We start from the raw sequence: 12,883 nt of genomic DNA on the forward strand, positions 1-12,883 counted from the left end.
GGCCGTACCCCACCCCGGGGTACCTACGGGATCGCTCAGGGACGCTTGGGGACTATTTCGGATATCTCGTGACCTGCCCGGACGCGAGGGTTTAAGCCATGTGGAGCAAGGCGTTTTCGAGATCCGGGATGGTCCTCGGCGGGTACGCGGCGATCGGCGCCGGTGCCGTCTCCATGCTCGGGCTGCACGTGGCGACGGGCCTGAACCCGGTGCACACGGTGATCAGTGAGTACGCGTTCGAGCCGGACGGCTGGCTGCTGCCCACCTCCCTCACGCTGTTCGCCCTGGCCGCGACGGTCTTCGCGACCCTGCTGGCCCGCCGCGGACAGGACCGCGGGGCGGCGCTGCTGGTCGGGCTCTGGGGCCTGTGCATGCTGCTGATCGGCGCCTTCCCCACCGACCGGCCCGGGGTGCCGCTGTCGATGTCGGGCGGCATCCACCGCTACGCCGCCTTCATCGCCTTCCTGGCGATGCCGATCGCCGGTCTGATCCTGGCGCGGCGCAACGAGGGCCGGCCGTACGCCCGGGTGGTGAAGGGGCTGAGCATGGCCTCACTGGGCGTGCTGGTCCTGGTGGTGCTCCCGTACGTGGTGCGGATGTTCGGCGTCGACCTGAGCAACGACGACATCCCGGCCGGGGTCACCCAGCGCCTGGTGGTCGTCTTCGAGGTCGCGGTGCTGACGGTGTCCGGGCTGGTGCTGAGCAACGGAATCGGCCGGGACCGCACCCGCATCGGCACCCGTACCGCCGGCGCCGGTACCCGCACCGAGCCGTCAGCCCAGTCTGCGGCCCAGCCCGCGGTAGGCGGCCAGGGTCAGCTCCCAGAAGCGGTCCACGTCGAGGCCGGTCGCGACCAGGGCGTTGGCCGGCCCGCGCGGGCGCAGGTCTGCGAGCGTCGTCCCGGGAGCGGGGCCGGTGTCCGGGTCGGGCCGCGCGCCGGGCTCAGAGCGGTCGCCGGCGGTCTCCACGGTGACCGCGGCGGGTACGGTCACGGTCACCGCGGGATCGATCACGTGGGCCACCGCGCAGACGTCGTAGACCGCGGGGCCGCCGGCTCCCCGGGCCCGGCCGGGGAACTCGACGCACGGGACGAGCAGCTCACCGCCGAGCCGGCCCGTCGCCCGCATCGCCTCGACCACGGCGCCCGGCGCGCGGGCGCGGCCCGCGATGTCGACCCCGATCGCGGTCACCGTCCAGCCCGCCCCGAACACCACCGCGGCGGCCTCGGGATCGGCGGCCATGTTGAAGTCGGGGGCGGCGGGACGCCGGGTGTAGGAGCCGCCCAGCAGGACCAGGCCGCGTGCCCACTCGGCCAGGCGCGGCTCCGCGCGCAGGGCCAGAGCGATGTTGGTCAGCGGGCCGACCGCGACCAGGGTGACCTCGCCCGGACGGGACCGCACGGTCTCCACCAGGAAGCCGGCCGCGTGACCCGCGGCCGGTGGCCGGGCCGCCTCGGGCAGGACGACGGTGCCGAGACCGGAGATCCCGTGGGGGCGGTCCTCGCGCGGTGCGCGGTCCCCCGACAGCGGACCGGGACTCCCCGTGACGACCGGCACCTCGTCCATGCCCAGGAACTCCCGTAACCGCAGCGCGTTGGCGGTCGTCCGGTCCAGATCGACGTTCCCCGCGACCGTGGTGATCCCCAGGATCTCCAGCTCCGGACTGCCGGCCGCCAGGGCGAGGGCCATGGCGTCATCGATGCCGGGATCGCAGTCGATGATCACCTTCCTGGCCGTCACGGGAGCAGGCTATCCCGCCGCCCGGGCCGTGGCGCCGGCTCCATGGCCGCCGGCGCCGCCGCGCCGTAACATCGGCCCCATGACCGTCGACTGGAACCACGAACTGGCCGACCAACTCGACTTGCTCTGGCGCACCCAGCTCAGGCAACGGCTCGACGGCATGACCGTCGAGGAGTACCTGTGGGAACCCGCCCCCGGCTGCTGGAACGTGCGCCCCCGGGAGCAGGCCGATCCGGCTCGCGCCGTCGGAGCCGGGGACTTCACCATCGACTACGAGTCGCCCGAGCCGGACCCGCCACCGGTGACGACCATCGCCTGGCGGCTCGGGCACGTCATCGTCGGCGTGCTGGGAGCCAGGAACGCGGCGCACTTCGGGGGGCCGCCGGTCGACTACGGGAGCTTCGCCTACGCGGGAACCCCCGACGAGGCGCTGCGCCAGCTCGACGACGCGTACGACCTGTGGATCAAGGGTGTGCGGGCGCTCGGCACCGAGGGGCTCGACCGCCGCTGCGGACCCGCCGAGGGCCCGTACGCCGACCACTCGCTGGCCGCCCTGGTCCTGCACGTCAACCGGGAGGTCATCCACCACGGCGCGGAGATCGCCCTGCTCCGCGACCTCTACCGTCACTGCTGACCGGTCTCCCTCCGCCCCGGAGGTGATCCGGATCCGGGAGACACGTCCTAAGGTGTGGGCATGCTTCGCGGAGACAGAGTTCTGCTCAGGGCCGTGACCAAGGACGATCTGGCCGAGCTGCACCGCCTGTACCAGGACGTGGACACGGCGATCCTCGCGCAGGCGACGCCGTGGGTGCCCGAGACCCTGCAACAGGCGATCACCCGCTATGAGGAGCGCGAGCCAGATCCGGACAACGTGCCCTTCACCGTGCAGTCCGCCTCCGGGGACGAGGTGCTCGGCAACGCGGTGGTCTGGGGGATCGACACCTTCAACCGCCACGCCCATCTGGGCCTGTCCCTGCTGCCGGAGGCCCGCGGTCACGGATACGCCCCCGACGCGCTGCGGGTGCTGTGCGACTACGCCTTCCGCATCCGCGGACTGCACCGGCTGGGACTGGAGACTCTCGCGACCAACGCCCCGATGATCGCCGCGGCGGAGAAGGCGGGCTTCCGCCGGGAGGGCATCCTGCGCGCCCACGCCTGGGTGGCGGGCTCCTTCGTCGACGAGGTGCTGTTCGGGCTGCTCGCCGAGGAGTTCTCCCACCCGGGGTCGTGATCAGCCGCCGTCGCGATCTCCGGAAGGCGCGTCGTCGCTCCCGGTGAGGGCCGCCTGCCGGGGCTCTCCGAGGGGATCGGAGTTCTCGGCCAGACCCGGGGCCATCTCCGGCATGAGCAGATACGCCCGCTCGTTGAGGCGGGGCCGTACGAGATCGCCGGGGCGGCCGTTGACGATGGCCGCGAGGTTGCGCAGGGAGACGGAGCCGGGGTCCCAGTAGCTGGAGTGCGCCTCGTTGAGGACGGAACGTTCGACGTGGAAGCGGCGGGCCCCGAAGGAACGGTGGCCCGGGTCGTGGGAGAAGCGGCCGAGGTCGGCCACGAGGTCGTTTCCCGCCTCGCCGACCCAGACGCGGTCGGCGGGCAGGCCGAGCTGGGCCGCGTGGGCTACGCCGACCCCCGGGCTGCCGATCAGGACGATCTCGTCGGCCAGGCGGCCGGGCCGCATCCGGGCGGCCTTGCCGGTGACCAGCGACCCGTAGCTGTGACCGAGGACCAGGCAGCGCGCGGGGACCGCGGGGGAGTGCGCGGCGTGGAGCCCGTCGTGGAAGGCGGCCAGCGCCCGGGCGCCGCGGACGGCGGGCAGGTCGGTGGCGACCGAGCGGTCCGGCAGGAACAGGGAGCCGTCGAGCTGGGGCGCGGCGTAGTCGAGCCAGGCGATCGAGGCGATCGGCCCGTCCCCGGCCGTGTTCCCGCTCCCGGTCGTGTTCCCGCTCCCGGTCGTGTTCCCGCTCCCGGTCGTGTTCCCGCCCTCGGTCGTGTTCCCGCCCTCGGTCGTGTTCCCGCTCCCGGCGGTGTCTTCGCTCCCGGCCGTGTCCTGCGCCTGACGCCACAGGGCGCGGGCCCGTTCGATGTCCCCGATGAACCCGGACAGGCGGCTGCCGAGGCCGGGAACGTAGGTGACGGTGGTGTGGGCGGTGTCCGGATCGCCCCAGGAGACGATGATCCGGCCGAGTCCGGTGAGATCCAGCCCCAGCAGATAGGCGTGCGGCCGGTCGGTGTCGCCGGGGGAGAGGGCCCGTTCCACCATTCCGATCTTCGCCAGAGCCTTCAGCGGAGCCTCTCTGGCCAGCACCAGCGAGGGTTCGCCCAGACGCGAGACTTCCAGGGTCAGCCGATCGAGCTCCGCGGTCAGCCGGGCCTTCTCCGCGGCCAGCAGCATCCGGTTGGCCCGGTCGCGGTCGACGGCGGGCACCCCGTCGAGCGCCCCGATCCCCACGCCCGGGATCCGTCCGTACGGTGCCCCGCTCGTCCCTCCCGCCTGGCCGGGGACGGCGGCGCGGATGAGACGGTCGCGCACCGGTACGGGCAATCCCCGCCACCACGCGTTGACCCGGCCCGCGAGATCCTCGCCGGTCCCCTGGTCCTGCAGCGCCGACAGCGCCGCGAGAGCCGCGCCGTCCCCGGCGGCGACCCGGTCCAGCAGGTCCGAGACACCCAGCGGATCCCCGGCGAACCCCCCGAACACCTCGAACCCCGTGACGCTCGCGGGCAGCCACGCCTCCCGCTCGGCGTCCAGGACCAGCGCGAGCCGCCGCCGCAGGTCGCCCGATCCCTGCCCGGCCCATTGCCCGGCCCGCGCCAGGGACCGCGCGGGTTCCCCGTCCAGCCCCGCCCCGGTGAGCTCCGCGTGGAGCCGCTCACCCGCGGCGGCCAGCCGCTCCCAGGCGGCCGCCAGACAGGAGACCAGCGCGGTCATGGCACGGGGGTCGACGGCCCGGTAGGTCCCGTGGCCGGAGGTCGCCATCGCCAGAGAGGTACGGACCTCGGGAGGCGCCGGAGCCGTGCCGCCCCGCCGTACGATCAGCCGGGCGAACGACGCCAGCGCGGCCTCCAGGGCGCACTGCACGGCCGTACGGTGCCGGGCGGCCTCGCAACCGAAGCGCGGAGCCCCGCCGCCGACCCACGCGTGGGCGTTCATCGACCGCACCACCGCGTCCAGATCGGCGCGATGCTCCCCGGCCAGTACCGCGACCCGCCGGAACGCCTCCCTCGCCGCCTCGCGTCCCGCATCCGTCTCGGACATGACCGCCCAGAGTGCCAGGTCCCCGCCGGTCCCCGCAGACGATCGACAGATCACGGGCCTTTCCCACGGATCTCCCCGATTCGTGCGGGACAGAGCACCCATAACCCGGCAGATCTCAGTCCCGGGCGCGTTCCCCGTGGGGCGAGTCCTCGCCTACCCGTGGGGCGCGTCCGTGGTGGGCCGGGTGTCGCCCACCCGGGCTGCGCCTCGCAGCAGCCGAGCCTGTCCGCGAGATCGGGAGGACCGAGTCGCGAAGGGCGGTGAAGGCCGAGTCATGAAGGACGGAGGACCGAGCCGCGAAGGGCGGTGAGGATCAAGGACACGGCGTCCCGGGAAGTCAGCCGGGGACGGCGGTCAGGAGGGTCCGCCGGGTGCGCCGGTAGTACGACCAGCCGGCGACCGGCAGTGCGATCATCCACGCGAGGAAGACGGGCAGGCCGATGAAGGCACCGGTCAGGGTGAACGGATCGTCTGTACTCGCCTCGGCGATGGCACGGGGGAACTGTACGGGCAGGGTGAGCGCGTAGCCCACCAGCAGGCCGGAGCCCAGGACGGTCGGGGTGAGCGGAAACCACTGCGGGACCCGGCGTCCGCCCAGCACGGGGATCCACCGGGGATAGACCAGTCCCCAGTCGCTGATCAGGCCGAGTGACAGGATCCCGCCGAGAATGGCGAGCAGCGTCAGCACCCCGAGGTACACGGCGCCGCCGGGGATGCCCAGGATCCCGTCGGAGAAGCCCTCCGTGCCGTGAGCGCGGCCGTGGTACCAGGCGTCGAAGCTCGCTTCGTTCGCCAGGAACGGGATGCCGAGCATCCAGGGGATGTGCAACGGCACGAATCCGAGGATGGGAGCCACCCAGCCCACCGTTCCGGCGATACGCGCCCAGCGGGGCGGCGGGGGGACTGCAGTTCGCGTCATGGTTGCATGATCCACGGCGCCGCCTGTGATCAGACTGAGAGACGCTGATGAGTCTCTCAGCCCCGCTCACCGGTGGCCCATCGCAGCAGCCGGACCCCAGTCCACCACGGTGAGGACCGGAAGGACCCGGCACCGGGGAGTAGTTTGAGGGGTGCCCGGTGGGGTGCATCCGTGGTGGGCCGGGCGTCGCCTACCTGCGGGGCGTGTGCGTGGTGGGCCGGGCGTTTGCGCCGGACTCCTGGAGCAGCAGGGACCTACAGGACTCGACAAGGACTGCGTGCCACCGCCTCCAGCAGTCGCTATGCGGTCGAGCAGACCGTGATCCGCCGGTTCGGCTCCGCCTTCGACCACTTCGGCGTCATGCGACGGCGCGGCAACGGATTTGAATATCCGACTTTCCGGATGAGTCCGTTGCCATTGTTCATGTTCCTACCTCATCGAGCCTGTCCCACATGTCCGCTCGGAGGGGTCGCACTTCTGGATGCGGACGTTGCCGATCACGGTACGGCGCCTGCCCCGGAACCTGCCGTGTCTGTCGATGGTGGCGTCGCGGCGAAGGCCTGGCCTTCTTCCAGGTCCCGGATCCATGCGTCGGTGGTGAAGGCCTTTGCATGACGCCGAATTTCAGATCGTCTGTGGGCGGTGGGAGGGCCGAGCCCTTTCACGGGCCTGCCGTACCCGGCTGTCAGGACGGGAGAGCCTCACTGTTTCCGGGCTGAGATGATCATGTGAGTGCCGAAGAATCTCTTCTTCCACGTTATGGAGGCGAAGCCGACTCGGTGAAGGATCGCGACGACCTCCTGCGGAGTCATGAATCCGAGGGTGGATTTCTGTAGGTACGCGTATGACGTGCGATCGCGGGCGACTATCCGGCCGAGAAGGGGGATCAGGACGCGGACGCCCAGGGCCACCGGATAGCGGAGCGGTCCCCGTGGTGGGCAGGTCTCCAGAATGACGACCCGGCCTCCCGGTTTGAGCACCCGGTACTGCTCTTTGAGCACGCGTTCGGCGTCGTCGACGTTGCGGAGGAGATAGCCGTGGGTGACGGCGTCGAAGGACCCGTCGCCGAAGGGCAGATCGTTCGCGTCCGCGTACTGCCACACGATGGCGGAGGCGCCCGGTTTGCTCGCCGCCTCCGACAGCATCCGTTCCGAGAAATCGACGGCATGGATGGTGGAGTCCGGATACTTCTCCAGTGCGGCGAGAGCGATGACGCCGGTTCCGGTGGCGATGTCGAGCATGCTTCCGCCGGGAGGGACTTTCGCACCCACCGCGACGTCACGGCACCAGGCGGCGTGTCGCCCCAGCGTCATCAGACGATTCATCCGGTCGTAGTGGCCGGTGACCCTGTCGAACATCTGCTGGACCTCTCGGCCCTTGGAGGGCGACGGGTCCGGTGATTTTCCCACGTGCTTCCCCGATGGTCGCGGCGCCTTTTCACGCGTCGATGAACGGCCCCCATCATGCGTGCGGACCACTGTGATCACGCTGAGAGGAGCTGAGGGATCGCTCAGAAAACCTCCGGCGATAGTGTCGCGTCCGTGGATGATGTCGTGAGCGGTACGGAAGCCGACTGCGTCGCCGCCGGGCCGGGAGACGAACCCGGACGGTCCGTCGTGTTGATGTGCGGCGTCGCCGGTTCGGGAAAGACGACCTATGCGCAGGCGCTGGAGCAACGGGGTTATGTCCGGCTGTCGATCGATGAGGTGATCTGGGAGCGGTTCGGGCGGGATGGCGCACACTTCGACCCCCAGGAGTACGAGGATCACAAGGCCGCTGCCGAGGAGGCGCTGCGGCATGAGCTGGTGCGGCTGATGCAGGCAGGCCGGCCGGTGGTCCTGGACTACAGCTTCTGGCAGCGCGCGAAGCGCGACCGCTACAAGTCCTTGATCGAAAGCCATGGATACCGGTGGGAACTCGTCTATCTCAAGGCGAACCCGGAAACGCTGCGCCGACGGCTCGCCGTACGCAACGCCCTGGAGGGACCGAACTCCGTCACGGTGTCCGAGGACCTCCTGCAGCGGTATCTGGCCGGTTTCGAGGAGCCGATCGAGGAAGGCGAACGCACGATCACGCAGCCGTGAGACGAGCGCCACCAGGCCGCCATGACCGCGATGAGGGGCATCCGCCCCGGAGAAGGTTTTCCTCGCTGCGGATCCGGACGCGTCCACGGCGCCGGGCGGCCGGCACGCCGACACGCCGACACGCCGACACGCAGGCGTCTTCGGAGCGGACCCGAGGACCCACACCCAACCGAGGCGGAGGCTGCGATCGCGAGTCGCGCCCCGGGAATCTTCCCAGTCGCGGCACCGGCGCCGGGGCCGGTGGCCACGGGCAGGCGGTGCCGTACAGCAGTTGACAGCAGTTGACAGCCGTCGGACGTGCAAGCCGTACGGCCGGCGCCGGGGTGGTGGCGCCGGCCGTGGGCCGTGGGGGCAGGAGTCAGCGGTTGCGGTTGTCGCCGCCGAGGCCGGCGCGGCGCAGGGCCTCGGCCATGGCTCCGCTCGGTGCGTTTCGCTCCTGGCCTCCGCGCTGCTGGCCGCCCTTCTGGCGGTCACCGCGTCCACGCTGCTGGTCGCCGCGCTGACCGCCTCCGCGCTGCTGACCGCCCCGCTGCTGTCCCTCGCGGCGGTCGCCTCCGTCACGCCGATCGCCTCCGCCGCGTCGGCCGCCGGAGCGGTCGCGCTGGTCGGGGCGGGTGTCGGCGTCGTCCTCCAGGAGGAGGGTGAGGGAGATGCGCTTGCGCGGGATGTCGACGTCGAGCACCTTCACCCGGACGACGTCGCCGGACTTGACCACCTCGCGGGGGTCCTTGACGAAGGTGCGCGACATCGCCGAGACGTGGACCAGGCCGTCCTGGTGCACGCCGACGTCGACGAAAGCGCCGAACGCGGCGACGTTGGTGACCACGCCCTCCAGCAGCATGCCGGACTGGAGGTCGGAGATCTTCTCCACGCCCTCCTTGAAGGTCGCGGTCTTGAAGGCCGGACGGGGGTCGCGGCCGGGCTTCTCCAGCTCGGTCAGGATGTCGGTGACCGTCGGCAGGCCGAAGGTGTCATCGACGAACTCCTGCGGCTTGAGGGACCGCAGCGTCGCGCTGTTCCCGATCAGCTGGGTGATCTCGCACCCGGTGGCGGCGAGGATGCGGCGGACCACCGGGTAGGCCTCCGGGTGCACGCTGGAGGAGTCGAGCGGGTCGTCGCCGCCGGGGATGCGCAGGAAGCCCGCGCACTGTTCGAAGGCCTTGGGGCCGAGCCGGGGCACGTCCTTCAGGGTGCGGCGCGAGCGGAACGGGCCGTTGGCGTCGCGGTGGGCGACGATGTTCTCGGCGAGCCCGGAACCGATGCCCGACACCCGGGTCAGCAGTGGAGCCGAGGCGGTGTTGACGTCGACGCCGACGGCGTTCACGCAGTCTTCGACCACCGCGTCGAGCGAGCGGGAGAGCTTGGTCTCGGCCAGGTCGTGCTGGTACTGGCCGACTCCGATGGACTTGGGGTCGATCTTGACCAGCTCGGCCAGCGGGTCCTGCAGACGGCGGGCGATGGACACCGCGCCGCGCAGCGAGACGTCCAGACCGGGCAGCTCCTGCGAGGCGTAGGCGGAGGCGGAGTAGACCGACGCGCCGGCCTCCGACACCACGATCTTGGTCAGTCCGGGGATCAGCTTGACCAGCTCGCCCGCGAGCTTGTCCGTCTCCCGGGAGGCGGTGCCGTTGCCGATCGCCACGAGCTCCACGCCGTGGTCCCCGGCCAGCTTGGCCAGGGTCGCCAGCGACTGGTCCCACTGGCGGCGCGGCTCGTGCGGGTAGATCGTGTCGGTCGCCACGACCTTGCCGGTGGCGTCGACCACCGCGACCTTCACGCCGGTGCGCAGGCCGGGGTCCAGGCCCATGGTCGGGCGCGTCCCGGCCGGGGCGGCCAGCAGCAGGTCGCGCAGGTTGGTGGCGAACACGCGCACCGCCTCGTCCTCGGCGGCCTGCCACAGGCGCATCCGCAGGTCGATGCCGAGGTGGACGAGGACGCGGGTGCGCCAGGCCCAGCGCACGGTGTCGGTCAGCCATTTGTCGGCGGGCCGCCCCTGGTCGGAGATGCCGAAACGGCGGGCGATGGCCCCCTCGTAGGTGCCGGTGGGCTCCTGCTCCGGCTCCAGGGTCAGGGTGAGGATCTCCTCCTTCTCGCCCCGGAACATCGCCAGGATCCGGTGGGAGGGAAGCTTGGTGAACGGCTCGGAGAAGTCGAAGTAGTCGGAGAACTTGGCGCCCGCCTCCTCCTTGCCCTCGCGCACCGCCGAGAGCAGACGGCCCTTGCTCCACATGCGCTCGCGCAGCTCGCCGACCAGGTCGGCGTCCTCGCTGAAGCGCTCGACCAGGATGGCCCGCGCCCCCTCCAGCGCGGCGGCCGCGTCGGGCGCCCCCTCGCCGACGAAGGCCGCGGCGGCGGCCTGCGGGTCGACGGACGGGTCGCCGAGCAGGCCGTCGGCCAGCGGCTCGAGACCGGCCTCCCGGGCGATCTGCGCCTTGGTGCGCCGCTTGGGCTTGTAGGGCAGGTAGATGTCCTCAAGGCGGGCCTTGGAGTCGGCCGCCATGATCTGGGCTTCGAGAGCGTCGTCGAGCTTGCCCTGGCTCCGGATCGACTCCAGGATCGCGGTGCGCCGCTCCTCCATCTCGCGCAGGTAGCGCAGCCGCTCCTCGAGCGTGCGCAACTGCGCGTCGTCGAGCATCCCGGTGGCCTCCTTGCGGTAGCGCGCGATGAAGGGCACCGTGGCCCCGCCGTCGAGCAGCTCGACCGCCGCCCGCACCTGCCCCTCGCGCACACCCAGCTCGTCGGCGATCCGCTGATGAATAGAAGTCGTCACGGCCTCTTCCTTTGTGATGGACGTCCCAAAGCTACCGCGTGGCACGGGCCTGCGAAGGGCGGCGCCTCCGGACCTGTGGACGACACGCGGACGGGAGCCCCGCCTGTGGACGACCAGGCCGCTCACACCTCCGGGAAGGACTAGACGTCCGGGAAGGGCCGGGCCTCCGGGGAGGCCGGGGTGAGGCGGGTCCACTCGACGGTGGCCGCGGCGGCGTCGCCGCCCGGGGTGCCGGTCACCCAGTGGGTGAGCTGCGGCCTGTCCCTGCTGTCCTGGACCACCCAGACGGCCCCGGTGTCCGCGCCGTCCCGGTACAGGCGTGCGACGCCGGAGCTGTCGACGGTCACCCGCCAGGTCGCGAGCCGCCCGGCGCCCTCCAGCGAGTGGACCTTCTCCCAGACGGACGAGCCCTTGCGTATCGTCCAGACCCCGCCGCGCTGCACGGTCAGCATCAGCCGCCGGGCGCCGTTGGCCACCTTCGCGCCGAGACAGACCCCGTCGCCGGTGCGGGGGTTCAGCGCGCTGTCGTCGTCCACCCGTCCCCGGAACTCCAGGGTGAAATCGCAGCCGCGCCGTACGTCGAGCGCGCAGGTGGCCCCGCAGTCGCGGGCCGAGGCGCTGCGCAGGACGAACCCCCCGCCGGGAGTCCGCCGCGCGCCGCCGTACAGCTCCCACTCCCCGGACAGCAGGTCCTCGCCGGGGAACTCCCGGGAGATGTCCAGCCTGGCCACCCTGATGTTGGTCTGGTTGTGCTCCCAGACGACGAAGAACCTCCCCGGTTCGTACTCGTCGGCGCTCGGATAGACGTCCCACCCGCGCGCCGCCCCCGTGGTCAGCCTCCTGCCGTCGGCGAAGAGCCGGCCCGGACCCCACGGCTCGCCGGGCCGCCTGACCTTGTAGTGCAGGACCTCCCGATACTGGTCGGGCTTGCTCTGCGCCGGTCCGGTGAACGGGCCGGCCAGCGTGTTGTAGATCGCGAGATGCCGCCCCGCGGAGTCGGCGGCGAAGAAGGTCTTGACGTAGTAGTTCGGCAGGTTCTCGTCCAGCGTCATCGGCGACCAGGTCAGCCCGGCGTCGGTGCTGGTCGCGGTGGCGCAGTGGGTCGCGCTGACGCGGTAGTGGGCGTCGCGCGCGGCCGCCGAGACCCCGCCGCGCAGGTCCAGCGTGCGCGTCACCATCACCAGCGTGCCCGGGTCGCCGGAGGCGGGCGCGATCTGCGGCTCCTCGACCGCCACGCCGGGCGGGTTCACCGCGAGCGCGCCGGAGGTCCACGTCCGCAGGTCCGCCGAGCGCAGCACGCCGGCCCGGGTGGTCCCGCCGGCCTGCCTCCAGTACGGCACCAGCCACTGCCCGCCGTACCTCAGAGGCCTGCCCGCCACGACGACGCCCCTGCCGTTGCCGGGCACGTCGACGGTGATGGGGAAGTCGGTCCAGGTACGGCCGGCGTCGGTGCTCCTCTTGGCCGTCATCGTGGTCGGGAAGCCGTCCACGTCGCCCTCGCGATCCCGGTCGCGCCCGACGTCGATCAGCCCGAGCAGCGCGTAGATCGTGCCGCCGTCGTCGAGGAACATCACATAGTGATGGCGGCGGGCGGCGGTCGCCGCCGCCAGCGTGCCCACCGTCCAGGTCGCCCCGCCGTCGTCCGACCGGCCGTACATGATCGCGCCCTGGTCCGTCGGGGTCGGGTCCAGGGCGTCCCGTACCCCGGCTCGCCAGCCCACCAGCAGCCGCCGGGCGTCCAGGGCGACGATGTCAGGAACGCGGTTCCCCTCGTGGGCGAGCTCCCCGCCGGGGGTCAGCGCGACTTTCCCGTAGACGGTGACGGGGGTGCTCACGTGCGTTCCGACGACGTCGATGTGCGGCCATGACATGGACGACAGCGAACAGGCGGAAGATGGCCGGAAGGTGGCCGTGAGGCGACGCCCGGAGGTGGCGTCCTCTCATTGAGGCCATGACTCAGAGATCAGGACTCAGAGATCAGGACTCTGAGATCAGGACTCTGAGATCAGGACTCTGAGATCAGGATTCGACGGGCAGGGCTGTGGCGGGTGGCGCGATCGGGTCCGGACGATCCGAGGGGACCGGGTCCGGGGCGGTCTCGACGACCGGTGCGGG

Annotated in this window: 9 protein-coding genes and 1 pseudogene; 4 read left to right on the forward strand and 6 right to left on the reverse strand. The window is 71.7% G+C overall.

What is annotated here, in order from left to right; all coding sequences use genetic code 11:
• Nucleotides 1–173: 173 nt before the first annotated feature.
• Nucleotides 174–635, forward strand: a pseudogene (locus Pta02_RS42360) (DUF998 domain-containing protein); the annotation flags it as partial.
• A gap of 138 nt (nt 636–773) precedes the next feature.
• On the opposite strand, the gene Pta02_RS29735 reads toward Pta02_RS42360, so the two are convergent.
• Nucleotides 774–1,739, reverse strand: coding sequence for a nucleoside hydrolase (locus Pta02_RS29735; RefSeq protein ID WP_203878277.1), 966 nt, complete (start codon nt 1,737–1,739; stop codon nt 774–776).
• 79 nt (nt 1,740–1,818) lie between these two features.
• Here Pta02_RS29735 and Pta02_RS29740 point away from each other — a divergent pair, with 79 nt between their 5' ends.
• Both Pta02_RS29740 and Pta02_RS29745 read left to right on the forward strand, forming a co-directional pair.
• Nucleotides 1,819–2,373: a DinB family protein gene (locus Pta02_RS29740; protein WP_203878278.1), complete on the forward strand. Its 555-nt coding sequence runs from the start codon at nt 1,819–1,821 to the stop codon at nt 2,371–2,373.
• A gap of 60 nt (nt 2,374–2,433) precedes the next feature.
• Nucleotides 2,434–2,970, forward strand: coding sequence for a GNAT family N-acetyltransferase (locus Pta02_RS29745; RefSeq protein WP_203878279.1), 537 nt, complete (start codon nt 2,434–2,436; stop codon nt 2,968–2,970).
• Here Pta02_RS29745 and Pta02_RS29750 read toward each other — a convergent pair whose 3' ends face one another.
• From Pta02_RS29750 to Pta02_RS29760, 3 genes are all read right to left on the reverse strand, one after another.
• Nucleotides 2,971–4,995, reverse strand: coding sequence for an alpha/beta hydrolase (locus tag Pta02_RS29750; RefSeq protein WP_203878280.1), 2,025 nt, complete (start codon nt 4,993–4,995; stop codon nt 2,971–2,973).
• A gap of 337 nt (nt 4,996–5,332) precedes the next feature.
• On the reverse strand, nt 5,333–5,914 hold the full coding sequence (locus Pta02_RS29755; RefSeq protein ID WP_203878281.1) for a hypothetical protein: 582 nt from the start codon (nt 5,912–5,914) through the stop codon (nt 5,333–5,335).
• Nucleotides 5,915–6,615: 701 nt separating this feature from the next.
• A complete protein-coding gene (locus tag Pta02_RS29760; RefSeq protein ID WP_275423628.1) occupies nt 6,616–7,401 on the reverse strand; it encodes a ubiquinone/menaquinone biosynthesis methyltransferase in 786 nt (261 codons plus the stop codon).
• A gap of 54 nt (nt 7,402–7,455) precedes the next feature.
• On the opposite strand from Pta02_RS29760, the gene Pta02_RS29765 reads away from it, so the two are divergent.
• Nucleotides 7,456–7,998, forward strand: a complete 543-nt coding sequence (locus Pta02_RS29765) for a P-loop nucleotide/nucleoside kinase family protein (RefSeq protein WP_203878283.1) — start codon at nt 7,456–7,458, stop codon at nt 7,996–7,998.
• A gap of 358 nt (nt 7,999–8,356) precedes the next feature.
• On the opposite strand, the gene Pta02_RS29770 is transcribed toward Pta02_RS29765, so the two are convergent.
• Nucleotides 8,357–10,768, reverse strand: coding sequence for a Tex family protein (locus tag Pta02_RS29770; RefSeq protein WP_203878284.1), 2,412 nt, complete (start codon nt 10,766–10,768; stop codon nt 8,357–8,359).
• A gap of 140 nt (nt 10,769–10,908) precedes the next feature.
• The gene (locus Pta02_RS29775) at nt 10,909–12,639 is read right to left on the reverse strand and encodes a sialidase family protein (RefSeq protein WP_203878285.1); all 1,731 of its coding nucleotides are present in this window, start codon (nt 12,637–12,639) and stop codon (nt 10,909–10,911) included.
• Between the last annotated feature and the right edge of the window lie 244 nt (nt 12,640–12,883).

The organism is Paraplanobispora takensis (assembly GCF_016863195.1).
In the GTDB taxonomy this organism is placed as follows: domain Bacteria; phylum Actinomycetota; class Actinomycetes; order Streptosporangiales; family Streptosporangiaceae; genus Planobispora; species Planobispora takensis.